Source organism: Bartonella heixiaziensis (assembly GCF_046245125.2).
Classification (GTDB): domain Bacteria; phylum Pseudomonadota; class Alphaproteobacteria; order Rhizobiales; family Rhizobiaceae; genus Bartonella; species Bartonella heixiaziensis.
Genome location: NZ_CP176404.1, coordinates 1,731,628 through 1,755,196 on the forward strand (window position 1 = coordinate 1,731,628; position 23,569 = coordinate 1,755,196).

22 protein-coding genes are annotated in these 23,569 nt (G+C 42.4%); 4 read left to right on the top strand and 18 right to left on the bottom strand.

Annotation, left to right across the window (positions count from 1 at the left end):
- Positions 1-424: 424 nt before the first annotated feature.
- Both ACKC4Y_RS07590 and ACKC4Y_RS07595 read left to right on the top strand, forming a co-directional pair.
- Positions 425-751 (top strand): DUF883 family protein, encoded by a 327-nt coding sequence (locus ACKC4Y_RS07590; protein WP_409361137.1) that lies wholly within the window; start codon positions 425-427, stop codon positions 749-751.
- Positions 752-757: 6 nt separating this feature from the next.
- A complete protein-coding gene (locus tag ACKC4Y_RS07595; RefSeq protein ID WP_409362169.1) occupies positions 758-1,195 on the top strand; it encodes a phage holin family protein in 438 nt (145 codons plus the stop codon).
- Positions 1,196-1,269: 74 nt separating this feature from the next.
- Here ACKC4Y_RS07595 and ACKC4Y_RS07600 read toward each other — a convergent pair whose 3' ends face one another.
- The 7 genes from ACKC4Y_RS07600 to ACKC4Y_RS07630 all read right to left on the bottom strand — a co-directional run bounded on the left by ACKC4Y_RS07600 (position 1,270) and on the right by ACKC4Y_RS07630 (position 10,999).
- A complete protein-coding gene (locus ACKC4Y_RS07600; protein ID WP_409361138.1) occupies positions 1,270-1,422 on the bottom strand; it encodes a hypothetical protein in 153 nt (50 codons plus the stop codon).
- 449 nt (positions 1,423-1,871) lie between these two features.
- Positions 1,872-3,251, bottom strand: coding sequence for a phosphoglucosamine mutase (gene glmM / locus ACKC4Y_RS07605; protein WP_409361139.1), 1,380 nt, complete (start codon positions 3,249-3,251; stop codon positions 1,872-1,874).
- Positions 3,252-3,870: 619 nt separating this feature from the next.
- Positions 3,871-6,024 carry an ATP-dependent zinc metalloprotease FtsH gene (ftsH, locus tag ACKC4Y_RS07610; protein ID WP_409361140.1) on the bottom strand — a complete coding sequence of 718 codons (2,154 nt, stop codon included), beginning with the start codon at positions 6,022-6,024 and terminating at the stop codon, positions 3,871-3,873.
- Positions 6,025-6,138: 114 nt separating this feature from the next.
- Positions 6,139-7,683: a tRNA lysidine(34) synthetase TilS gene (gene tilS, locus ACKC4Y_RS07615; RefSeq protein WP_409361141.1), complete on the bottom strand. Its 1,545-nt coding sequence runs from the start codon at positions 7,681-7,683 to the stop codon at positions 6,139-6,141.
- A complete protein-coding gene (locus tag ACKC4Y_RS07620) occupies positions 7,668-9,524 on the bottom strand; it encodes a tol-pal system protein (protein WP_409361142.1) in 1,857 nt (618 codons plus the stop codon). Before ACKC4Y_RS07620 ends, tilS begins: the two co-directional genes overlap by 16 nt.
- Before the next feature lie 74 nt (positions 9,525-9,598).
- The gene (pal, locus tag ACKC4Y_RS07625) at positions 9,599-10,105 is read right to left on the bottom strand and encodes a peptidoglycan-associated lipoprotein Pal (RefSeq protein ID WP_409361143.1); all 507 of its coding nucleotides are present in this window, start codon (positions 10,103-10,105) and stop codon (positions 9,599-9,601) included.
- A gap of 189 nt (positions 10,106-10,294) precedes the next feature.
- Positions 10,295-10,999: a DUF1013 domain-containing protein gene (locus ACKC4Y_RS07630; RefSeq protein ID WP_409361144.1), complete on the bottom strand. Its 705-nt coding sequence runs from the start codon at positions 10,997-10,999 to the stop codon at positions 10,295-10,297.
- A 389-nt stretch (positions 11,000-11,388) separates the two neighbouring features.
- Between ACKC4Y_RS07630 and ACKC4Y_RS07635 the strand changes: the two genes are divergently transcribed.
- Positions 11,389-12,135 carry a YebC/PmpR family DNA-binding transcriptional regulator gene (locus ACKC4Y_RS07635; RefSeq protein ID WP_409361145.1) on the top strand — a complete coding sequence of 249 codons (747 nt, stop codon included), beginning with the start codon at positions 11,389-11,391 and terminating at the stop codon, positions 12,133-12,135.
- Between the two features lie 346 nt (positions 12,136-12,481).
- On the opposite strand, the gene ACKC4Y_RS07640 is transcribed toward ACKC4Y_RS07635, so the two are convergent.
- The 11 genes from ACKC4Y_RS07640 to ACKC4Y_RS07690 form a co-directional block, all read right to left on the bottom strand.
- Positions 12,482-12,748 (bottom strand): hypothetical protein, encoded by a 267-nt coding sequence (locus ACKC4Y_RS07640; protein WP_409361146.1) that lies wholly within the window; start codon positions 12,746-12,748, stop codon positions 12,482-12,484.
- A 508-nt stretch (positions 12,749-13,256) separates the two neighbouring features.
- Entirely contained in the window at positions 13,257-14,579 is a 1,323-nt protein-coding gene (gene tolB, locus ACKC4Y_RS07645) for a Tol-Pal system beta propeller repeat protein TolB (protein ID WP_409362170.1), read from the bottom strand.
- A 44-nt stretch (positions 14,580-14,623) separates the two neighbouring features.
- Positions 14,624-16,009, bottom strand: coding sequence for a hypothetical protein (locus tag ACKC4Y_RS07650; RefSeq protein ID WP_409361147.1), 1,386 nt, complete (start codon positions 16,007-16,009; stop codon positions 14,624-14,626).
- A 73-nt stretch (positions 16,010-16,082) separates the two neighbouring features.
- A complete protein-coding gene (gene tolR, locus ACKC4Y_RS07655) occupies positions 16,083-16,535 on the bottom strand; it encodes a protein TolR (RefSeq protein WP_409361148.1) in 453 nt (150 codons plus the stop codon).
- A gap of 11 nt (positions 16,536-16,546) precedes the next feature.
- Positions 16,547-17,260: a protein TolQ gene (gene tolQ / locus ACKC4Y_RS07660; protein ID WP_409361149.1), complete on the bottom strand. Its 714-nt coding sequence runs from the start codon at positions 17,258-17,260 to the stop codon at positions 16,547-16,549.
- A gap of 146 nt (positions 17,261-17,406) precedes the next feature.
- Entirely contained in the window at positions 17,407-17,844 is a 438-nt protein-coding gene (gene ybgC / locus ACKC4Y_RS07665) for a tol-pal system-associated acyl-CoA thioesterase (RefSeq protein ID WP_409361150.1), read from the bottom strand.
- A gap of 214 nt (positions 17,845-18,058) precedes the next feature.
- Entirely contained in the window at positions 18,059-19,159 is a 1,101-nt protein-coding gene (gene ruvB / locus ACKC4Y_RS07670) for a Holliday junction branch migration DNA helicase RuvB (RefSeq protein ID WP_409361151.1), read from the bottom strand.
- A gap of 13 nt (positions 19,160-19,172) precedes the next feature.
- Positions 19,173-19,790 carry a Holliday junction branch migration protein RuvA gene (ruvA, locus tag ACKC4Y_RS07675; protein ID WP_409361152.1) on the bottom strand — a complete coding sequence of 206 codons (618 nt, stop codon included), beginning with the start codon at positions 19,788-19,790 and terminating at the stop codon, positions 19,173-19,175.
- 13 nt (positions 19,791-19,803) lie between these two features.
- Positions 19,804-20,313 carry a crossover junction endodeoxyribonuclease RuvC gene (gene ruvC, locus ACKC4Y_RS07680; protein ID WP_409361153.1) on the bottom strand — a complete coding sequence of 170 codons (510 nt, stop codon included), beginning with the start codon at positions 20,311-20,313 and terminating at the stop codon, positions 19,804-19,806.
- A 472-nt stretch (positions 20,314-20,785) separates the two neighbouring features.
- A complete protein-coding gene (locus ACKC4Y_RS07685) occupies positions 20,786-21,304 on the bottom strand; it encodes a DUF1465 family protein (protein ID WP_409361154.1) in 519 nt (172 codons plus the stop codon).
- A 170-nt stretch (positions 21,305-21,474) separates the two neighbouring features.
- Positions 21,475-22,617 (bottom strand): OpgC family protein, encoded by a 1,143-nt coding sequence (locus ACKC4Y_RS07690; protein WP_409361155.1) that lies wholly within the window; start codon positions 22,615-22,617, stop codon positions 21,475-21,477.
- Positions 22,618-22,733: 116 nt separating this feature from the next.
- On the opposite strand from ACKC4Y_RS07690, the gene ACKC4Y_RS07695 reads away from it, so the two are divergent.
- Positions 22,734-23,387 carry a thiamine phosphate synthase gene (locus ACKC4Y_RS07695; RefSeq protein ID WP_409361156.1) on the top strand — a complete coding sequence of 218 codons (654 nt, stop codon included), beginning with the start codon at positions 22,734-22,736 and terminating at the stop codon, positions 23,385-23,387.
- The last annotated feature ends 182 nt before the right edge of the window (positions 23,388-23,569 follow it).

The window sequence follows — 23,569 nt, forward strand, 5'->3', positions numbered from 1 at the left end:
GACCATCCGGCGTAGCACCACTTGCTCACAATACCGCTTTCCCCTTTCTATCACGGATGCTTAATCTTAAGAAACAAAACTTGATAAATCAAGTATAGTTTTATTTCAGGAAAAACCTCTTTCAAGAGGGACCCCTCAGGAAATTCTCCTATACACAATTAAAATGCGTTTAAAATATGTTGCCTAATCTCATGGATTCCAACGAGTAAGATACGTTTTACGCACAAGACTGATCTTACAAGCAAGATTGAATTTATAAAAAACATTTCTAAATTGAATAAAGAGAGCAATAAATTGCAAAAAGAGGTGGAACGAAAAAGAGTGTTTGACGTTACCAAACAGTGAAAATTTTTTACTCCAAGCAAATGATCACAATGAACACAAAAACATAAAGTGCAATGCGTTAAGAAGAGGGAAATGCATTATGACAAACAACAAAAAAACAGAAAACAGCAAGACAGCAGCAGAAAAAGACCTACAAACCCAATTAGAAAAATTACGCACTGAAATTTCAGGGATAACCTCGACACTGTCGAATCTTGGCGCAAATAAACTAAACACCGCCAAAGATAAAGCAGAAAAACTTTATAGCTCGGCAAAGGAAAATGGCGAAGAAATTATGTCTCAAGCAAAAGACAAAATAAGTGACCTTGAACAAGCCATGAATGAACGCGTTCGAAAAAACCCTGGCAAAAGCGTTCTATTTGCAGCAGGTGTTGGTTTTATTCTTGCGCAAATATTGCGTCGTTAAATGCCCATGCATAAGTTTATCGCCCCTCTTTTAAACCATCTTTTTGATGGTGAACTCAAAAGTAGCGTCAAGCAAATGCGCCTTCAAGCAATTGTCTGTGGGATTATTGGAATTTCACTGTTCATAGCTCTAATATTTTTATGTATCATTGGTTTCATAGCGTTATGTTGGGTTATGAAGCCTCTTGCAGCAGCCAGTACCATGTTTTTCATCTGGCTTTTTATTGCAGGACTAGGTGTTTTCGTTAGCAAAGTTTTAAAAGCTACGCGCCATTATAATCAACAAAAAAAGTTGGAAGAACAACGTCATAAACTGATGACAGACGCAACATTCTCAGGCATTTCACTGCTCAGCAAACATCTGCCTTTTGCTAAATTGGGTGTTCCTGTTCTTGGACTTTTGACTTATTTTTTGTGGAAAAAGGATAAAAAAGACTACTTTTAAACACAAATAAGATATGTACTCACCATTCTATCCCCCCAAAGTGCTTTCTCTTTCAAAAAGAGAAAGCGCTTTTTTTATTTTCCATCCACCGTTTCTGTCACGACCCTATCAAGAGCTTCTCGATCATCGCCTTCAACCATCACGTAGAACAACCAGCTCGGTTCCAGAAGCACAACTCTGGTCATCCGCACCTTTTTTCCCCTAACAGCACCCACAACAGCGCTCACACCCCATAAAAAATCTCCCCCCCCTGAACCACTCTCTCAAAAACATTCCCCCAAAACATCTCCAAGATCCCCCTCTCTCCTCAAAGCATCTCTCTAGAAATCTTCTCCCCCAAAAGCAGATGAGCCCTCCCCTCTTGATAAGCACCTTTTATCTTCAGAGTTCTCTTCACACCACTTTCCTTGGCTTATCGGAAATTCGCAGGGTTTTCACCATCACCCGCATGACAAAAGGCTTTCACACTTCATTGGAGGGATGATAAATAATGAAAATATTTGCATGGGAAGACACTGTTCCGTTCTGCTTTATCGCAGAAAAATTTCACTATTCCTCATCTCACGACTTCTCTTAACTATTTTCTCATCGGACTCTTATCTCAAAGGATAATGATAATTATCAGCCACCAAGCTCCTAGAAAGAGCAATCACAAACTATGATTTGAAATAAAGCGTCATGATCCTTCAACGGCAGCACTTAATTTTGAAAGGGCGTCATGGTGCGTGATAACATCTACCATCTCTGTCACAACCATATCAAGAGCTTCTCGATCATCACCTTCAGCCATCACGCGGATAACCGGCTCGGTTCCAGAAGCGCGAATGACCAGCCGTGCTTGTTTCCCCAATCGTTGAATTGCTTGATCTATTGCCGTTTTAACCGGATTTTTTTCCAGCACATTTTTGTTTTTAATCGTGATATTTTTTAAAATTTGCGGCACAGCTTCAAAGCGTTTACACAAATCACTCATAGCGATTTGACTTTGTTGCATACAAGCTAAAATCTGTAAGGCAGCCACCAATCCATCGCCAGTTGTGCCAAAATCACTAAGCACAATATGCCCAGAAGCCTCACCGCCAACATTATATCCCTTCTGACGCATTGCCTCGACAACATAGCGATCACCAACATTTGTCCTTACAAGATCTAATCCTTTGCTGTTTAAGAAACGCTCAAGCCCAAGATTTGACATAATGGTTGTAACAATACCGTTGAGCTGTAAGCGTCCTGCTTTATGCCAATTTTCAGCAATGACAGCAATCAACTGATCCCCATCCACGGTTTGCGCTTTTTCATCAACAATAAGAACACGGTCTCCATCACCATCGAGAGCAATTCCCACATCAGCACGCACTTCATGAACTTTTTGTTTTAAAGAGGTCAAATCGGTTGAGCCACATTTTCGATTAATATTGGTACCGTTTGGCGTATCATGAATAGCAAAAACCTCTGCTCCCAATTCCCACAAAGCACGTGGAGCAGCTTTATAAGCAGCACCATTGGCGCAATCGACCACGATACGCAAAGAATCCAAACGCACATCTCGTGGTAAAGTCCGTTTGGCATATTCGATATAACGATAAATATCGCCCTCGACCCGTTTTACGTATCCAATTTCTGAACCACTCGCTAAGGATTTTGAAAGATCTTTATCAATTAATTGTTCAATTTTCTTTTCTATATCATCGGAAAGCTTAAAACCATCTGGACCAAAAAGTTTAATCCCATTATCGTAAAAGGGATTATGTGAAGCAGAAATCATCACCCCAAGATCCGCGCGTAATGAACGACAAAGCATAGCAACAGCGGGCGTTGGCACAGGTCCCAATAAAAAAGCTTCCATGCCCGCAGCAGTAAATCCTGAAACCAAAGCATTTTCTAACATATAACTCGATAATCGAGTATCCTTACCAATCACCACACGGCGCGTCTGATGCTGTGAACGAAACAAAATCCCTACAGCCATACCCACTTTCATGGCAAAATCTGGTGTCATGGGAAAAACATTGGCTTTTCCCCGAATTCCATCTGTACCAAAATATTTTTGTGCCATCCCTACTTCCTTGTCTACACACTTCTTCTCTTGCGGTCTTGACAGAGTCCTCTCTCGTAACAACGAGATCTCCCAATTTGGTGAGATCCTTTGTATCACCTCATTCTTTCAGGCAATCAAGACGTGCACCACGCCACACTCCAACAGATACGTTTTCGTACCCTACACATCGTGCCTACACAACCCAATCCAATTCTTCTCTGAAGCGTTTCATCACACGAGCATCATCTCTCAACACAACCCAAAGACAACTTCATCGGTTCCTATAAAAGATGCGCTTTTAACACTCGTTCCCAAGCATCACAACACTTCTCACTCCATAGCCCCCCAAAGAAACACTGTGCAATCCTCTGCTTTGAAGCGTTTAACCACACGAGCATCATCTCTTAGCACAACCCAAAGACAACCTCATCGGTTCCTGTAAAAGATGCGCTTTTAACACTCGTTCCCAAGCATCGCACCGTTGCTCTTAAAACCCAGAACCTCAAAACAATGCACGAGCTGTTCTCACATCCTCTTTCAAATGTTGTTTTTTAAAATCGCAGGCAAGCTTGCGTTTTCCCTCATGAAATTGGCTGAGAGTCTTTTAAAGAGACGGGCACTTAAAGACACAAGCCACTCAAACGTCTTTAGAAGGTTGTTGTTGAGCTTTATCTTCCTCAGCACTTAACGCTTTTTCAGCGTCTGCTTTGATTCCAGAGCGATTGGCTGCTTCGGCGGATTTTTTTGTGCTTTGCGTTTTTTTCTCAGTCCCACGAGATTTAGCCTCTTTAAGCCTGACATCACTGGATTTGGAATCACTAGATTTTGTTTTTCCTTTTCCAGCTTTTAGTCCTTCCTTCCCTTCCTCTACTTTACGCGCATTTGTTTCCTCTCCCGTTTTTTTTCCGGATTCGCTCTTACCAGCATTCGTTTTAGGCACAGAGGAAGTGCGCACAGAAGCATTTTCATCTTTCTGTGTTCGTGAAGGAGGTTTTCCTGCAATAACCTCGTTAATTTCAGCACCGGTTAAAGTCTCATATTCCAACAAACCTTGCGCAAGAGCAAACCATTCTTGTCTTTTTGTTTTCAGAATTCTGGTAGCATGTGTGTAAGCATCATCAATGAGCTTACGCACTTCCATATCGATCATGCGCGCTGTTTCTTCAGAGACATTTTGTGTTCGTGCAACAGAATGCCCTAAAAAGACTTCATCTTGGTTATCGCCATAGGCGACATTACCGAGAAGATCCGAAAAGCCCCATCGCGTAATCATCGCACGCGCCAATTTTGTTGCCTGTTCAATATCGGATGCAGCACCGGATGTGATATTTTCTTTTCCGAATTTCAATTCTTCGGCCACACGTCCACCCATCATAATAGCCAAACGAGAAGTCATCCAACGATAGCTCATGGAATAGCGATCCCCCTCAGGCAATTGCATAACCATCCCCAAAGCTCTTCCCCTTGGTACAATTGTTGCTTTATGAACAGGATCCGCAACAGGAACATTGAGAGCTACAATAGCATGCCCCGCTTCGTGATATGCGGTGAGCTCTTTTTCTTCTTGTGTCATGGCAGTTGAACGACGTTCCGCTCCCATCATCACCTTGTCTTTAGCATCTTCAAACTCTTGCATCGTCACAACTCTTTTATTGCGGCTAGCAGCCATGAGAGCAGCTTCATTCACAAGATTCATCAGATCAGCACCCGAAAACCCTGGCGTTCCTCTTGCCAAAATTTTCAGATCAACATTAGGAGCTAAAGGCACATTGCGCACATGAACTTTCAAGATTTGCTCACGTCCAGAAACATCCGGGTTTGGCACAACAACTTGGCGATCAAACCGCCCTGGTCTTAACAAAGCAGGGTCGAGCACATCGGGACGGTTTGTTGCAGCAATAAGAATGATACTTTCATTGGGCTCAAAACCATCCATTTCGACCAGCAACTGGTTTAAGGTTTGCTCGCGTTCATCATTTCCGCCTCCCAATCCGGCACCACGATGGCGTCCAACAGCATCAATTTCGTCGATAAAGATAATACAGGGGGCATTTTTTTTCGCCTGTTCAAACATATCACGCACGCGGCTAGCACCAACCCCGACAAACATTTCGACAAAATCAGACCCTGAGATGGTGAAAAAAGGCACATTAGCCTCACCCGCAACAGAGCGTGCAAGCAAGGTTTTACCCGTCCCAGGAGGACCAACAAGCAAAACGCCGCGTGGAATACGCCCACCTAGGCGTTGAAATTTTTGTGGTTCACGTAAAAATTCGACGATTTCTTGGAGATCCTGCTTTGCTTCTTCAACGCCAGCAACATCCTGAAAGGTCACACGGCCCTGCGCTTCATTGAGCAATTTTGCTTTTGATTTGCCAAAGCCCATAGCCCCACGTGATCCATTTTGCATTTGTCGCATAAAGAAGACCCACGCCCCAACGATAATAATAACAGGCAACAGGGAAAAGAGAAGATTGAGGAAAATACTATTGCCAGAGCTTTCAGGAATAGCCTTAACATTAACATTTCTGCTTTCCAATTTTTGTATTAAGCTTGGATCTCGTGGTGCATAAGTTGAAATAACTCTATGTTCAACGGTTTTTCCTGTTAATTTCTGCCCCTGAATGGTCACAGACTTCAACTCATTATTCTCGACTTTCTGCAAGAATTCGGAATAGGAGATCTCTCCCCCTCCAGAACGTTGGCTATCTCCATTAAAAAGAGAAAACGATACAATCAAAATCAAGGCAATAACTCCCCAAATGAGGAGCGAGCGGTAATTGGAATTCATGTTAAGTCCACTTAATAAAATACAGATTTTAAATAACCACCCTTAACATATAACCTTGTATGCCCCTTGCCAAGATATGAGAAGATGTTTATTCTCTTTTAGAGCGATTTTTCTTTATCTTTTCGCCTCAATATTAAAAAAAGGCTCAATAACATTAATAAACGGCGCATCTTCACGGGACAAAAGCCAATCGAAGGGAGCCATAATTCGCTTTACGGTAACATTTTGTTGTAAAATAGCGTAATCCGTTAACTCTGGAATATCATATCCTTTATCATTTGAGATCATAGGCAGCGATTGGAGAGAAGGATAATGGGGGCGTTCAAGATCGAAACTGCTCTTTTTCAACAGAGCTTTCAGCTGTTCCAACCCCGCTGGTTCAACTTTTAGAGCCTCAGTCCCAGAGTTTGTAATCTGATAACGTCCATCCCATAAAAAAGTTTGTCCAGGTTCAACAACCGCCTCTTTCAGATTTCGCGATTCACGCCAAAAAGTAATCCCGCTTCTGTTATATTCTCCTCTTTGAGTATATTCCCCCCTTTGAGTATATTCAATGACAGATCCAGCATAAGTAAAGCGTTGTTTTTCTAGAGAGCAAAGACACAACTTTTGAAAAAGAGTAATTAATTTTTGTAAAGGAAGCAAATACACCCCTCCTCCCATCAGCACGGCAAAAAGCCCAACGACGAAAGGAAAGTCTGGATGTTTTTGTAAAAATGGTGCAGGCTTTGCAATAAAACAACGTCCATGTTCAACAGTGATATCCAGAGCCAAAATCAAATCAGCAATATTTTGTGCCTTTTTGCGGCGTTGAAGTGCGGCTTCATTAACTTTTTTGGCAATATTGGAAAGCTTTTTTTGATGAAGAGATTGGCGCACACGCACGCGTTCAAAATTAAGATCTTCATTTGTTGGATCATCAATCCACGTTTTTCCCTTTAAATGCAAATAAGCCCGCAATGTTTTACGCTTGACACCAAGAAGCGGACGAATCAAACGCACTGTTCGACGCAACAACGCTTCCCGCGGAATACAAGATAAACCACGCTCATACACCAGCCCATAGCTTTTTTCAGCAATATTTGCTCCCATTTCTGGAAAACAAACCCCATCGAGTTCAGCCTCAAAGTATCCTTGTTGCAAAGCCTGCCCAGTATCTCTAATAGCAATGTCTCTAGCACAAATGCTCTCATGCATATCTTCACAGCATTTTTGTCGAAAAATATCGGCATTCTTTTGAAGACGTTGGCAACGCATCTGATAAGTTTCAACCTGATCATTAAGCGTATGCCCTGTCATAATAAGCGTTGCACCTTGCTTTTGTGCTTCTTTAAAGAGGAGATCATAGCGTGCAACACGAGCGCTTGAAGCGATATGCGTCTTTGGCTTTTTGCCTTCCCACCGTACAATGGTATGTTTAATGTGATGAGCACGACAAATTTCTGCAACCATTGAAGCTTCCCGCGCCGATTCTCTACGCAATTGATGATCAACAGTAACGACAATCATTTCCGGAGCAACAGAGAGCGTTTTTAAATGGTCTTTGACCAAAAACAGCAGGGCAAGTGAATCACTTCCCCCTGAAACCGCAAGGATCAACTTCCGACATTCAATAAAATCTGATGTTTTAAAGAGATTTCCTGCTAGTCTAACGAGCACCGCGAACGACCCCGCTCCTTTTTAAGAGGCTTACAAAACACACACTCCAACGTTTTAGAGAGTTTTGGCGTTTTAGAGGACGTTGATTTTTTGGCAAAAACTGTACAAGCCTCTTCATTATAACCAAGCGCAACCATACTAATAGCTAATTTCAACAAAATCTCAGAAGTGTAATGCTTTTTTTTGTCTAAATACCATACATTAAGATAAACTTGTGCTGCTTCATGATAGCGTTTTTGTCCCAACAAAGATTCAGCTAACCAAAACAAAGCATCATCGCTTAAAGGGTCCATTTGATACCGATTTTGAAAAGCGCAAAAAGCTTTTTCAGCTTCAACGTAATTGCCAGAAAGAATAAAATCATAGCCTTTTTTATACAATGTTTTGGGAGAAAAAAGAGGAGTTTTAGCAGAAAGAAGGGAAACATCCCCACTATGCTGCAATTTGGCATGATTGCTTTCTTCATGTGCTTTCTCCAAACGCCCCTCTGCTTCCTTTGGAGCGTTATGCACTGTCTTCAAGTGTTCACTGGTTTCTTGCGGACGATCATTTATTTCTTCAAAACGGCTTTCAAGATTATGGCTCTCCCTACTCTCATGGTTTTCTCCATCAGCAACACTGTTGTAACCATCTCCTGTAAGATACTCCTGCTCCATCCCTTCCTTTGCGCTCTTAAAGTTTTCATCCAAAGTGGCATAATCAGAAGGACAAGAATAAACAACAGAGCTTTCTTTATCAAAAAGCCGATGAAATTGCTTTTGAACACTTTCCAAATCGTTATGCTCAAGCACCGTTCGTATTTTATGCAAGAGTTTATCCAAATCATAATTTTTAAAAAGAGACCCTTGATTTTCCAAAATAAATTCTCGATCTTGGATCAGACCCTGAAAAGAGAAATCCGCATCCAAAGCAGCAGGAGCTGCATCCTTAGCAGCAGGCATTACACCCGTAGCGGCAGGCGCTACACCCGTAGCAGCAGGAACTGCATCCTTAGCGGCAGGCGTTGCATCCTTAGCAGCAGGCATTACACCCGTAGCAGCAGGCGCTACACCCGTAGCAGCAGGCGCTACACCCGTAGCAGCAGGCGCTACACCCGTAGCAGCAGGAGCTGCATCCGTAGCGGCAGGAACTGCATCCGTAGCGGCAGGCGCTACACCCGTAGCAGCAGGCGCTAAACCCGTAGCAGCAGGAACTGCATCCTTAGCGGCAGGCGTTGCATCCTTAGCAGCAGGAGCTGCATCCTTAGCAGCAGGAACTGCATCCGTAGCAGCAGGAACTGCATCCGTAGCAGCAGGAGCTGCATCCGTAGCGGCAGGCGTTGCATCCGTAGCGGCAGGCACTACACCCGTAGAAGCAGGAACTGCATCCGTAGCGGCAGGAGCTGCATCCGTAGCGGCAGGAGCTGCATCCGTAGCGGCAGGCGTTGCATCCGTAGCGGCAGGCGTTGCATCCGTAGCGGCAGGCGTTGCATCCGTAGCGGCAGGAGCTGCATCCGTAGCGGCAGGCGTTGCATCCGTAGCGGCAGGCGTTGCATCCGTAGCGGCAGGCGTTGCATCCGTAGCGGCAGGAGCTGCATCCTTAGCAGCAGGAACTGCATCCTTAGCAGCAGAAACTGCATCCGTAGCAGCAGGAGCTGCATCCGTAGCGGCAGGAGCTGCATCCTTAGCAGCAGGAACTGCATCCTTAGCAGCAGAAACTGCATCCGTAGCAGCAGGAGCTGCATCATATGGAGGGTATTGAGAAGCCCTTCGCGGTGCACTTTGAGCAGACAAAGTAAAACACGCTATAAAAACCGACATAAAAAAGACAACGGTCCAATTTTGCTTCTTATAAATCCACATATTTTTCCCCCAAGACACCAATACAAGCGTTTAGACAAACCAAAAGTTTACACAACTCATTGTCACTTGTATTTTTAACCACCATTCATGTTATTAATTGTAGTAACAGCGCGCCGATTTTGGTTCCAACAAGAAATATCGTCACACACAGCGACAGGTCTTTCTTTTCCGTAAGAAATTGTTCGCATCCGTTGTACAGATACACCAAGAGACATTAAATAGTCACGTACAGCAACAGCACGACGCTGCCCCAATGCCAGATTATATTCACGCGTCCCACGCTCATCAGCATGACCTTCAATCGTAATAAAATAGGAAGGATAACGAAGCAACCATTCTGCTTGGCGCATTAAAATACGTTCAGCATCAGGCTCAATTGAAGAGGAATCAAGACTAAAGAAAACGCGATCCCCAACGTTAACAGTAAAATCCTGCCCTGAGCCTAACGGCACCTGATTAAAGCCTGCACCATTCATACCGTTGACACCACCAACATGGTTCCGTCCACAACCAACAAGGGCCAGTGAGAAAAAAAGAACCATGCTCAAAGGATGAACGATAATATTTTTGATAGAGCGCATAGACGGATTCTCCTTATTGTAAAAATCAACCCCGAAGGGTTAGATAGATTCTTTCGATAGCGCTTCAAGAATAATCGTTAATTCCTAATGAAGATAAAATTTTCTCTGTTTTTTGACCTACCATCATTTTTTTAGCTCCATCAATTTTCTTCCCCCACCGCCTTTCAGCACAAACGTGAAATCACGCATTTATCCAGCATCATTTTTGTCATCATCTTGACGGTTTTTCTGAAGTGCGTTTAGTTTAGCAAAAACTTTATCAGCATCGAAATTCTTGTTGAGGTCATGTTCATCCTCCTCTTCATTGAGGGCAACATTTTCTGTAACAGATGCGGGGAGTAAAGATCTGTCTCCCTCAGCAGAGACAGGGCGATTTTTTGCCGCACGCTGGAGTTCGATATCCAAATCAATTTGCAAACACAAGCCAAGACCAACAGGATCAAGAGGGACCAAATTAGCACTATTCCAATGGGTTCTTTGGCGAATTTGTTCAATGGTTGCTTTTGTTGTTCCAATCAACCGTGCAATCTGAGCATCTTTTAATTCAGGGTGATTGGTCACCAACCATAAGATACCATTTGGGCGATCTTGGCGCCGAGAAAGAGGGATATAGCGCGCGCCTTTGCGCTTTTTTTCGGGGATGCGGACTCTTGACTCAGAAATTTTCAAGCGTGCATTTTTGTCTGCCTCCACCCGTGCGATTTCACTGCGTGTTAACTGCCCAGAACTAATGGGATCGAGTCCTTTAATACCATAAGTCGCTTCACCATCGGCAATAGCTTTTACTTCCAAGACATGCAATTTACAAAATTCTGCAATCTGTTCAAAAGAAAGTGCTGTATTATCAACCAGCCAAACAGCTGTCGCTTTGGGCATCAAAAGTTGCGTTGCCATTTTTATTAACATCCTCTCACTTCGCCTTTTTAAGGCAGGTTATTGCCCACTCTGGAGCTTTGGAGTATTTCTCCCTATTATTGTCAGGCTCTGTTCACCCGCTTTGATAAAGCGAGACATGGAACAAACCACTTTTGCCATGAAATTATCTTGTTATAGCGTGATTTTTAATTGACGACAAGAACCTGTCTTGTGAAGCCCCTCAAGAAAGTCTCTTTACCTTTAAGGTGAATTTTCTTATTAAAGGATTTATACGATCACTTCACCTTATGATGCAATGCTTTTGTTTGCAGATTTTTAGCATATTTGTTGCACCAAAATGGATATGTGACCGCCTCTAATTGAGGGACCCTTAACTGAAAGGGAAACCCCAAACTGAAAGGGAAACTATGGCAGGCCATTCACAATTTAAAAATATTATGCACCGTAAAGGGCGTCAAGATGCAATGCGCTCGAAAATATTTTCGAAGCTTGCTCGTGAAATCACCGTTGCAGCCAAACAAGGCGCTCCTGATCCGGCTATGAATCCACGCTTAAGGCTCGCTGTCCAAAATGCTAAGGCACAATCAATGCCGAAAGACAATATTGAACGCGCAATTAAGAAAGCTTCAGGTAATGATGTCGAACATTATGATGAAGTGCGCTACGAAGGCTATGGTCCAGGAGGCGTTGCGGTCATTGTTGAAGCTTTAACCGATAACCGCAACCGCACCGCCTCAAACGTACGCGCCGCCTTCACCAAATCAGGGGGGGCACTAGGAGAAACAGGTTCGGTCAGCTTTATGTTTAATCGGATTGGTGAAATCATCTATAAGAAGGAAGCAGGAACAGCAGACAGCGTCATGGACGCAGCGATAGAAGCTGGTGCCGAAGATGTACAATCAGAAGAAACGGAACACCACATTACCTGTGCATTTGAAGATATTGGTGAAGTTTCTAAAATGCTTGAAGCAAAACTTGGCGAAGCAGAATCAATCAAAACTGTTTGGAAAGCAACTACCCTTGCACCCGTAGATGAAGAAAAAGCTTTGTCAGTGTTACGGCTTATTTCAACATTAGAAGAAGATGATGACGTGCAAAATGTTTATGCCAACTTTGATGTTAGTGATGAAATTTTGGCAAAACTATCTGCATAATTGCGCGCGCAATCATCACCTGCGCGTGCTCCCTTCTGAGGGAGCTTTAAAGCGTTGTCTACGCAAGACTAACGCAGCAGCATATTTGAGACAATGATTAAGACGAATGAAAGCCCGACGAGCAGTTCCAGCTTCTATATGCCAGATGAGAGCGAGAGTATTGCGTATATCTGTTTTCGTAACCTCTGAAATGGAAAGACAACCTAATTTTGGAAGAACCTGAAGTCTTAAGGGTAAAAACCAACGCCCATCTTTATTCTCTCCTTTAATTTGGCTTGACAGCTTTCAAAAGCATGCATAGCAATGTCTTTTAAAGAATGGCGATTGCGCATTGCCGCACCGTTGTTTATCGCACACCCCCAAAGGGATCACACCCCTTACGAACAACAGTCAATCCACGAAGAACAACACGATTGCACGGTTCATTCACGCACTCGCTTGCAAGAAATATTTCCCAACGCTCCCACACCCATCCAACGACGATGCCCGTAAAGATATCATGCAAAATCCCTGAAACACCACCATCATGACCGTTATGAAGAGATAAACTAGCACAATCATGATAATCTACCAGCTCCAATGTTGCGACAGCTTGTGCATTAAGACCGTTCATAAGAAGTCTATTTGCTCCCTTTTTAAAAGTTGTTATCCACACACTAATCCCACTTGTGATAAGCAAACAAACCGTTGTTCTTGATTCATGATAAACAGCTTTCAAGGAAGAAAATCTTCCTGTATTCGAGGCTCTTATTCAAGTTGAAGAGCGATGAATTATCCTTATAAATCAATGCATTGTCCTTATTTTCTGTACACATCAAAAGTTCCACCTTCAAAGTAAAGCTCCTCATGCACTCTCAAACATTTTCAACAAAAGGCTCGAATTTGAAAACCCAAAACGCTTTCTCCCAATTTTTAACAAGGGCGTTTTTGCAAAAGAAATTGCACCCTTTGTATAAAGAAGATAACAAATGTGGTGTAAAACTTACAATATATAGAGATACACTGATCGTAAATGCAGACAACCGCTCTTCTTAAGCTGTCAATAAGGTGATGGTTAGGGTACCAAATTACCTATATATTATTTATTTTTATTGAGTGGCTCGTTTTTTATTTCATGTTTTTTATTTCATATTGAGCAAGGGTGACCATGCTGGATCAGAGGCATCATTGGGTGTGGGTAATAGGCGTTCATTGCGTCCAGTGATGTCAATTGTGTAAATTTTAGGTCCCATGCCAGGATTTTTGCGAAAGAACATCAGCACACGACCATTTGGAGCCCAAGTTGGTCCTTCATTGTGAAACCCCGTGGTTAAAATCCGTTCTCCTGTTCCATCAGGACGCATAACGCCGATGGAAAATTGTCCCTCCGATTGTTTTGTAAAAGCGATATAATCCCCACGTGGAGACCAAATGGGTGTAGAATAACTGCCCTCTTTTGAAGAAATACGCTGGAGATTGCTTCCATCCTCATTCATTGTATAGATTTGCGGTTTTCCACTGCGGTCCGATGAAAAAACGATTTGTGTCCCATCTGGTGAATAAGAAGCTGACGTATCAATAGCTGAAGTTGTTGTAAGCCGCGTCATTGTGCGGGTGCGTAAATCCATGGTGTAAAGATTTGCACTTCCATCATTTTGCAACAAACTCATGATCACTTTTTGCCCATCAGCAGAAAAACGTGGAGCAATGGTCATATTGTCAAAGGACCCTATCAACTCTCTTTGCCCCATTTCAATTTGTTGAAGATAAACATGGGGTGTTTTATTATATTCGTAAGCCATATAGGTAATTTCTTGCCGTTTTGGAGAAAAACGCGGTGTAAGCACCAATTCACTGCCGTCAGAAATGTAAATCAAATTTGCTCCATCTTGATCCATTATCGCTAAGCGTTTGATGCGTGCATTTTGAGGACCTGTTTCATCTATAAAAACAATCCGTGTATCAAAATAACCGCTTTCCCCTGTCATCTCACTATAGATCTCATCTGCAATCATATGCGCGACACGCCGCCAACGTTCTGTGGCTGTATAAAAACGTCGTCCTTTGAGTTGGCGATTTCCAAAGACATCCCATAAACGAAAATCAACTCTCAATCGTCCATCAGTTTCCCTGAAAACTTGCCCTGTGACCAAGCCTTGCGCTTTTATTTTTTGCCATTGAGAAAAATGAGGTTGACTGCTTGGACTGGAGATTTGTTCAAAAAAAGAGGCCTTATCAAGTGGTAAAAAAAGTCCTGATCTTTCAAGATCCGATGTGATCACGGCCGTTATCTTCGCTCCAATTGAATCATCAGAAACAAAATCGGTGATTGCAATGGGAATAGGATTAAAATCAGCGCTGGAAATAGTGCCTTTCAATTGTGCATGAGAAGACGAAAGACTCGAAAGCCACAATCCTACGGTAACAAAAAACCAAGAAAAAAATTTATGTCTCGTCATAACCATCATAGAATGTATCCTTTCAGTGAAGGCTAAAATATATTTATATCTCATTGAGTTATCTCTTGAAGAGGATCAACATTAAAATCAAAACCCTGTCCCCACAAATCAAATTGATCGCGTGGAAGATCTGTATAAGGTTGGCATGAAAAAACCGCTGCGTACACCTGTCTTATCATAATAGCTTGTTGGCTCTCTGCACCGCTTAAAGGGTCAATGATTGGTTCTCCCACGACCATTCCTTGACGATTTAAGGAAAATTGCAAGCGCACAACCGGCCGGTTTTTTAAATCTCCGCCAAGAGCAACGAGTTTAAGCTTTTTTTGAATACATCCTCCAACTGTATTGACCAATGTTTGTGCCATTTTTGTGGTATCATTGATCTTTTTTCTTGCCCCTAAAGCTTCTGGTTCGCTGGAGCGTTTTGCTCCGCCTCCTTGTGTGCGTGCACGATTGAACAGATTTTTGTCTTCCATTGCCAAAATCTCTTCAATTGTCTGTTCAGCCATTTGTTGATTTCGTTTTTTCGTAGTTTGCTCATTCTGCATTAGGGCTTTTGGAGCAGATTTCGGTTTGAACTGTGGTAAAGGAGAGCTGTCTGGTAGTACAACCTTTGGAGCTTGTTGGCGTATTTGTACTTGCTCTACAGGCATTTTTTGTATCTCAGAAGCCGTTTGTAACGATGGTATTTCCTCATTTTTACGCGTCTCTCGAGATACCTTTGGCACAACCTTTTCGAGACTCTGTTGTGGTGCTTCCAGAATCTCCTCTGGCACAACCTTCTCAGCAACTTCTTGAGACTCTTGTGGATATGCCTCCGGCATAACCTTCTGATCACTCTGTTGTGGTGCTTCCGGAATCTCCTCTGGCACAACCTTCTCAGCAACTTCTTGAGGCTTTTCTGAAGATGCCTCCGGCATAACCTTCTGATCACTCTGTTGCGGTACTTCCGGAATCTCCTCTGGCATAACCTTCTCAGTAACTTCTTGAGGATTTTCTGGAATTTGCTCTGCTTTTGTCTCTAGGAATTCTTGTCCTTTAGGTTGTGAGACAAGTTTTTCAGGCGCATTCTCTTCCCCCGATGGTGAAGGTCCAGATGGTGAAGAAGTTGTCTCAACGGGCCGTGGTTTTTCATCTCGTTTGAAGGGTGCAAGATTATCTACCTGTCCCTCTCCAAAATGATGGGCTTCTTCTTTTTCTTGTGGTTTGGTGGTTGGCTTTACGGCGGGGATTTCCCCCACAGGAGCATTCAATGCGCCTTGTTTTGAGGAAAGCTCTTGCGTCAGAGGAGCAAGGGTTATCGGAATTGCTTCCAGTTGTTGTGGTAAAGAGACAGGATTGATCAAGTGAACAGCCCCCCAGCTGAGAAACAATACATGTGCTGCAAGGGATAAAGTTAAGCCTCGTTTCATGCTATGATAAGAGTCTTTGTTCATTATTATGCCTTGCGTTTTTTTACTTTTACGCGCGAACTGTTGTGAGACAACATGCGACAGTTTATGATAAATTTTATTGCGCTAGACTTGCTAAAGCAACTTGTGAAAACCCTGCTTTTTGAAGGTCGGCGAGCAATTGTAACACTTGTTGATATTCAATAGTTTTAGCAGCGCGCACGAAAATACGTTGGTTTTTCTGTGCAGGATCATTTTCCAACTGAGCTTTGAGTTTTTTAATCAAGGCTTCAGATGTATCGTAATAATCTTGATTGATAGCTAAACGCCCTTGCGCATCCAGTGAAACCGTAAGGGGTGTGCTCTCCATTCGCACAGGTCCCGCTTGACTGTGCGGCAAATCAAGAGGAACACCGTTGACCAACAGTGGAGCAGAAACCATGAAAATAATCAACAACACCAGCATAACATCAACAAAAGGCGTTACGTTGATTTCACTCATCAATTGACTGCGTGAACGACGCCTTCTGCGTGTGTTTTTTCGAGAAGAAGAAGCAACAGAAATTGCCATAGATAGCTCCCTTATAATGGTGAATGAGATGTGAGTGTCTCATCAATACGCCGTGACACAATTGTCGAAAATTCATCGGCAAAATTTTCTATTTGTGCGATAATTTGAGCACTTTCATTGACCAATTTGTTATAAGCAATAACCGCTGGAATTGCAGCAAACAAACCAATTGCGGTAGCTAAAAGCGCCTCTGCAATACCTGGTGCAACAATCGCAAGAGAGGTATTTTGAGAAGCCGAAATGGAAAGAAACGAACTCATAATACCAATAACCGTTCCAAAAAGGCCGATAAAAGGACCAGCTGATCCCAGTGTAGCGAGAAAGCTTAATTTTGATTCTATTTTTGCACTTTCACGTCCTAAAGTAAGATCCATAGCCTTATCAATTCTGCTCTGCAAGCTTGTCGATGTATGAACTCCTTTTGCAAGAGATTTTTTCCATTCCACCATCGCGGCTATAAAAACAGCAGAGATACAACTGGTACGCTGACTTTTACACGTTGCATAGAGGTCTTCGAGAGGTTTTCCTGACCAAAATATGCGTTCAAATTGTTTTATTTCACGCCGTATTCTCCGATAGGTAAACATTTTATCAAAAATAATTGCCCAGCTCCATATGGAAGCCAGCAATAAACCAATCATAACAGCTTTAACAAGGAAACCCGCTTGCAGAAACAAGTGCAACATGCCAATCGTTTCTGGATTTGTTAATTCTATGTGTGGCATAATTTTTGTTCCTCTAAATGAAAGGTTCATTTGTTAAAATTTAATAAAACAGATTGTTTTATAGTTTATAAACTTAAGAAAAAAAATTCCGTCTCTTTCCAATCAAAGAATCCATACGATATCGTTTTTTTTAGCAAAGTACACTTTTAAACAAGAATCGCCGAAAGCTCCTTAGGTAAACGTCGCGGTTTTCCTGTTTCATTAATGAGAGCAATTTCAACTTTTGCTGTTACCAACATGACAGCCTCACGCAAAATATATTGCTCCATATGAAAGCGTGCACCTTGAATGCGATTAACCCGTGTTTTGATTGTTAAAAGATTGTCGATTTGCGCTGGTCGAGAAAAATTGATTTCCATACGACGGACAACAAAAAACAATTTTTCTTTCTCAACCCCTGATGCAAAAGAATTGTTATTTAAACCTGTATCCCTTAGAAATTCTGAACGTGCCCGTTCAAAAAATTCTAAATAGCGCGCATGATAAACCACGCCAGAAAAATCTGTATCAGCAACATAAACCCGCGCTTGAAAATCATGAAAAGCATTTGTATGGTTCTTCTTAAAAGGGCTTTTTTCCGTCATTTATCCTGTCCCATAAAATTGTTTGGTGGAGTGAATTATCTTGTATACTGAAAGTTGAACATGTTTTTGTGTTGAAGTGATGGAAATTGGAACACAAAATCTTACAGAGACTTAAGCTTTTTGGGTCAAAATTCGACCATGAACGGTTCGCTTACTGGAAAGAGCTTATGCGGCATGAAAAGCGTGTGCATGGTTGCTCTTAAAAGAAGATGCTTCAACCATCTTCTTCATCCCATAAAGTTGTCTGAAGTGGTGAATTGTCTTGTGTATCGGACAGCTGAAGTTGAGCATGTTTTTGTGTTGAAGTCATAGAAACTGGAGCAGAAAGCCCCAAATGAGTCCAAGCTTTTTGGGTCAAAATTCGACCACGAGCGGTTCGCTGTATAAAACCTTGTTGGAGAAGAAAGGGTTCAATAATATCTTCAATGGCATCACGTGGTTCTGAAAGAGCAGCAGCAATCGTTTCAATACCCACCGGTCCCCCTAAAAAAGTTTCCGCAATCAAGAGCAAATAGCGACGGTCAAGCGGATCAAGACCAAGATGATCAACCTCAAGGCGAGAAAGCGCTTCATCAGCAACTTTGCGATCAATTTTTTTTGCCCGCTTGACCAAAGCAAAGTCACAAACCCGCCGTAAAAGCCGCCCTGCTATCCGTGGGGTACCACGTGCACGGCGTGCAATTTCATGAGCGCCATCATCACTAATCTGGACCGAAAAAAGGCGCGCATTGCGCTGAACAATAAATTCCAATTCCTCTATAGTATAAAAATTGAGACGAATTGGGATGCCAAAGCGATCACGTAAGGGTGTGGTCAAGAGCCCCAAACGCGTCGTTGCCGCAACGAGGGTGAATTTGGCAAGATCAATTTTAACCGAACGTGCCGCCGGTCCTTCACCAATGATAAGATCAAGTTGATAATCTTCCATGGCTGGATAAAGAATTTCTTCAATAGCCGGACTTAAACGGTGAATTTCATCAATAAACAACACATCGCGTTCTTCTAAATTGGTTAAGAGAGCTGCTAAATCTCCTGCCTTAGCAATAACCGGACCTGAAGTAGAGCGAAAATTAACTCCCAATTCTTTGGCCATAATTTGTGAAAGCGTTGTTTTGCCCAAACCAGGTGGTCCAACAAACAAAACATGGTCGAGTGCTTCTTGGCGTGCCTTTGCCGCTTCGATAAATATTTTTAAATTTGCCCGTGCCGCTTCTTGACCAATAAAATCATCGAGCACTTGCGGTCTTAAGGAACGATCTGGATCGTTTGGAAGGGGAACTGCACCCAAAAGGCGTTGATCTTCATCTTTATGCATTGTTATCTTTTACTCAAGTGGGAGGAGAAAGCAATTTAAGGCTATGCCGTATAAGCAGTGCGGAGGAAACGTCTTCCCCTTCAAGAGCGTTCATCGCTAAAGCAAGAGCACGAGCTGCTTGATCACGTTCAAAACCAAGCTTGATCAAAGCGGAGAGTGCTTCATTGGTTGGTTGATTGGTCACCTCTAGATGAGGGATGGGGGTGCGATGGAGCGCATTGTCGTTAAAGGGGAGTGCTTTGCTTTTAAGTTCGCCGACAATTCTTTCACTAACTTTTTTGCCAACACCTGGAGCACGGCTAATCATTGCAATATCGTTTAAGGCAATCGCTTGTGCAAGTTCATCAGGCGATAAAGTGCCTAAAATTGCCAAAGCAACCTTTGCACCGACACCAGGCACATTTTGCAAAAGACAAAACCACTCTTGTTCGGCTCTTGTTGCAAAACCAAAAAGACGGATGGCATCTTCACGAACATGGGTTTCAATAAAGAGATTTAAACTCTCACCAAGAGCTGGTAAAGAAGGACGCAACCGATTTGAAACAAAAACAACATAGCCCACACCATGAACATCAACAATGATATGATCATCAAAGATGTGTTCAAGAAGGCCCTTTAATTTACCAATCATGCCGTAACCCCAATCATGCCGTAACCCTTGCACGATGAGAGATGCTAATGCGGTGCATACTATGGCAAAGAGCAAGAGCAAGTGCATCAGCTGCATCACTGCTATCAAATTCAGCACGTGGAAGAAGAACTTTCACCATCATGTGAATTTGTTCCTTATCTCCATGACCAACACCAATAACCGATTTTTTAACTTTGTTCGGAGCGTATTCGGAAATTGTAAGACCAACTTGCGCTGGAACAAGGAGAGCAATGGCACGCGCTTGACCAAGCTTTAAAGTCGCCGCAGCATCCTTATTGACAAACACATGTTCCACGGCAGCTTCATGGGGCATAAATTGATGCAAAACATCTGAAAGCCCTTCGTAAAGTTGGCAGAGCCTAGAAGCAAGGTCACAACGTGCATCAGAAGAAAGCGTACCTGCTGCAACAAATTGAAGACGACTGCCAGAGAAATCGATAATACCCCACCCTGTTCGCCGTAATCCGGGATCAATGCCTATAATACGAATCGTCTCTGCCATAAAGCCAACTCTATACACTTTTTCTTTGTTTGAATAGATGCACGCAAGCAAATAGAAGAAACGAAAAATACTATTGGATACGTCTTTCCATTGGTAAATTTGTTTGCCCACTAAATGAGCATCTCCCAAGATGATGAGAAGACACGCCCTCTTTCCCAGCGCGTATCCTATCCCTCCAAGCATGCATATCCAGCACATATATATTGCATATGAGCCTCAAAAGAAGTGAATACCCACCCCTCAAGACCAACCATCTCTTTTATGAAAATAGAGTCTATACTCCTTGCCCACCGCTACAGAAAAACTCTCCGCAAAGAGAAGAAAAGCCCAGAACAATAAAATAAAGAAAAGACAGAGCCTCTAGAGAAATTCGCCCTCACAGCAAAAAACGAAAACGAAACGGAAAAAAGAAGGAAGAAACGAGGAACAAAATCCCCCCCAAAATGCAAGATTATTCCAGATGCAAAACTCTCTAAGAGTGCCGAAAAGCGGTTTTAAGCAATTGGATTTGTTTCCCTACTGGATTATCATTTTCCAAGACATGAGAGGCTATGCCTTCTTTACCGGTACGTATATATTGCATACGTGCTTCGAGACGAAGTGACCGAGCGACAAAGTGGCGGAAAACTTCTGGAAATTCTTGCCAATGTGCACTTTCTAATTTCAACGTTGGCGTATGAAGCGAGACTTTTGCAATCTCTTTTTGTATTTGTTCTGGTGACATTTCTCCTTCGCGCTCTGCGCGCAGAAGCAGGAGTTGAGAAGCTATTTGCATAAGCCGTGTACTTAAATACATTGCTTCTCTCGCATAAAGTGCTGAAACTTCTGCTGAGAAAGAACGTGCAGCTAATTTGCCTTCGGTATCAATATACGTTGCTGTTTCTTCAATCAGCGTCATCGTTTCTTCATAGAGACGGTTAAAAGCATTTTCAAAAGCATTATGCTCAATCATGTTAATGGGTTCATCATAAGGACGTTTATGTGCGCTCACGCTTTTATACTCCAACTCTCAGTACAAAAATTACGACACTCAACGAATTGAGGACTAAAAAGTTTCTTTTCCTACTCATGGTGAATGCTTTTTTTTGAAATTGAGTACCTCTTTTAAAATTTTTGCGCAATGTCCTTCTTACACTAGGGTTAACGCGCCAATGAACAGTATTACAACCTGATAGGTTTCCTTGAAGGCAATCGGAAAAACAGTTGGCGTTTTTCATAATAATAAGCCACCCCCAATTGCATGGCAAGACCACTGATAATTAAGAGGCTATCGGAAAAAACCGTTCCTGTCATCACTGTTTTTAAAATTTGTCCAAACATGGCAAAAACAGTCCCCGTTACAAAGACTGGTAAACTATGTTTTCCTAAAATTGCTAAAGGGTGTTTTGGTGAGACATGAAACCACTGATGCAAGCGAGGCAAACAGAGGATCAATGTTGCTAACGCCACAATATGGAGCAGACGCGGCAAACTTAAAAAGGTTTTATTAAAATTAATCAACGGGGAAGACCATTGAAACCACCCCAAAACGCCCCACCAATTTAAGCGAACCCATAACAAGGAGAGCAAAAGATACGCGGCTGAAAAAAAAATCCAAAAAGGTTTAAAAGCGATTTGTTTTCCTTGTTTGAGAGATAAAGTACTCACTAACCCTATGACAAATAAGAATTGCCAAGACAGAGGATTTAAAAACCACTTCCCCTCTAGGGGATAAGAAGGCGGAGCAATTTGATAAAATCCGCACAGGAGATAGAGCATAAACGAGCCTAAAAGTAACAGCCCTTTCCGTTTACAGCCCCAATAAAGCGCAAAAGGCGCAAAAAGCATCAGAACAATATAAAGCGGAAGAATATTATTATATCCTAACTGATGTCCTAAGCTTAAAGTACTCCAAAATGCAACCAATGGTTGTGCAACAAAGAGACCCACATTGTTCATCGATAAAAGCTTTTCTGTGCGCCACAATAAAAAGCCTGCTAAAAAAAGGCTTAACGTTGCAAAAGTAGCGAAAAGATGCGCCCCATAAAGCTGAAGAGCTCTGCTCCAAAGTTTCCGCACAAGAACAGTAAAAGACTCCTGATGTAAGCGCGTATGAAAACTCAATCCAAGAGAAACCCCTGAAAGCAAGACAAACACTTCTGCTGAATCAGAAAAACCAAAGTTTCTATGTGTTATAGTTTCATAGAGGGTACCAGGAATATGGTTGATGAAAATCGTCAACAAGGCTAAAGAACGAAAAACATCAATGCGTGTATCACGACGAAAAGGATGCGTATTATGATTCAAAACACCTTGGTATCCCATAAACGGACCCCCATAAATCACAAAAGTAGTCGTCTACCTCAGCAAAGAACGCCCAATCAAGATGAATCTTTAATTTTTAAGAGTCAAGAATTTTTCAGAGTGAAGGGATTTTTTTTATGACAAAAAAAAAGAGTGAACCGATTGACCCCTACCCTTTTCCTCAGTTGATTTTGACATTAGATGTTCGGCGCACCTTAGACCCCACCATTTTGCGCCAAATGATGCAAGCCAAGTCTTTTGCATGCGTTATCCTCTATGACACTCAGAATGATGAAGCTTTTTTACAAAAACAAGCACAAATCCACGCAGAGGATATTCAAAAGAATGATGCCGCCCTTCTCATCGCTGGTGACAGCCGCATTGCTGGACGCATAAAAGCCGATGGCTTGCATATAGAGGGTGATTTTAACGCTCTTGAATACTTTGAAAATCAGAAAAAGGAACAAAAAATCATTGGTTTCGGAAATTTACGCAACCGCCATAGTGCCATGCTGGCTGGAGAAGCAGGAGTTGATTACCTGTTCTTTGGAAAACTTAGTGCTGATAAAAAACCGCACGCTCACCCCCGTAATCTCCAATTAGCAAGGTGGTGGGCAGAGATTATGGAAATCCCTGCTGTTGTGCAAGCGGGAAGCGATTTTGCAACCTTTGATGACGTATTAAAAACCGCCTGTGAATTCATCGCCATCGAAGAAATCATTTTCGCCCATGACAATCCTTTGACGATACTTAAAATGATACAAGAAAAATGTAAAAAATTCCCCTTGTGATGCGGAGGAAACATTCATACATTAAGCATTAATAAAAACCCACACACTCAGCAATATCCATGTGGAGCATACAATGACAGATAAAGAGGATAAAAATGCGTTTCGTTCACCTGTAATTCAATCAGATTTTCTTATCACTCAGTCAAATTTCCTATAATTCATTCAAATTTCCCCACATTTCA

Bases quoted from the DNA above. Each gene is read 5' to 3' on its own strand.
- ACKC4Y_RS07590 (WP_409361137.1), top strand. From the start codon at position 425: ATGACAAACAACAAAAAAACAGAAAACAGCAAGACAGCAGCAGAAAAA.
- ACKC4Y_RS07595 (WP_409362169.1), top strand. From the start codon at position 758: ATGCATAAGTTTATCGCCCCTCTTTTAAACCATCTTTTTGATGGTGAA.
- glmM (WP_409361139.1), bottom strand. From the start codon at position 3,251: ATGGCACAAAAATATTTTGGTACAGATGGAATTCGGGGAAAAGCCAAT.
- ftsH (WP_409361140.1), bottom strand. From the start codon at position 6,024: ATGAATTCCAATTACCGCTCGCTCCTCATTTGGGGAGTTATTGCCTTG.
- ACKC4Y_RS07620 (WP_409361142.1), bottom strand. From the start codon at position 9,524: ATGTGGATTTATAAGAAGCAAAATTGGACCGTTGTCTTTTTTATGTCG.
- pal (WP_409361143.1), bottom strand. From the start codon at position 10,105: ATGCGCTCTATCAAAAATATTATCGTTCATCCTTTGAGCATGGTTCTT.
- ACKC4Y_RS07630 (WP_409361144.1), bottom strand. From the start codon at position 10,999: ATGGCAACGCAACTTTTGATGCCCAAAGCGACAGCTGTTTGGCTGGTT.
- ACKC4Y_RS07635 (WP_409361145.1), top strand. From the start codon at position 11,389: ATGGCAGGCCATTCACAATTTAAAAATATTATGCACCGTAAAGGGCGT.
- ACKC4Y_RS07640 (WP_409361146.1), bottom strand. From the start codon at position 12,748: ATGAACGGTCTTAATGCACAAGCTGTCGCAACATTGGAGCTGGTAGAT.
- tolB (WP_409362170.1), bottom strand. From the start codon at position 14,579: ATGGTTATGACGAGACATAAATTTTTTTCTTGGTTTTTTGTTACCGTA.
- ACKC4Y_RS07650 (WP_409361147.1), bottom strand. From the start codon at position 16,009: ATGAACAAAGACTCTTATCATAGCATGAAACGAGGCTTAACTTTATCC.
- tolR (WP_409361148.1), bottom strand. From the start codon at position 16,535: ATGGCAATTTCTGTTGCTTCTTCTTCTCGAAAAAACACACGCAGAAGG.
- tolQ (WP_409361149.1), bottom strand. From the start codon at position 17,260: ATGCCACACATAGAATTAACAAATCCAGAAACGATTGGCATGTTGCAC.
- ybgC (WP_409361150.1), bottom strand. From the start codon at position 17,844: ATGACGGAAAAAAGCCCTTTTAAGAAGAACCATACAAATGCTTTTCAT.
- ruvB (WP_409361151.1), bottom strand. From the start codon at position 19,159: ATGCATAAAGATGAAGATCAACGCCTTTTGGGTGCAGTTCCCCTTCCA.
- ruvA (WP_409361152.1), bottom strand. From the start codon at position 19,790: ATGATTGGTAAATTAAAGGGCCTTCTTGAACACATCTTTGATGATCAT.
- ruvC (WP_409361153.1), bottom strand. From the start codon at position 20,313: ATGGCAGAGACGATTCGTATTATAGGCATTGATCCCGGATTACGGCGA.
- ACKC4Y_RS07690 (WP_409361155.1), bottom strand. From the start codon at position 22,617: ATGGGATACCAAGGTGTTTTGAATCATAATACGCATCCTTTTCGTCGT.
- ACKC4Y_RS07695 (WP_409361156.1), top strand. From the start codon at position 22,734: ATGACAAAAAAAAAGAGTGAACCGATTGACCCCTACCCTTTTCCTCAG.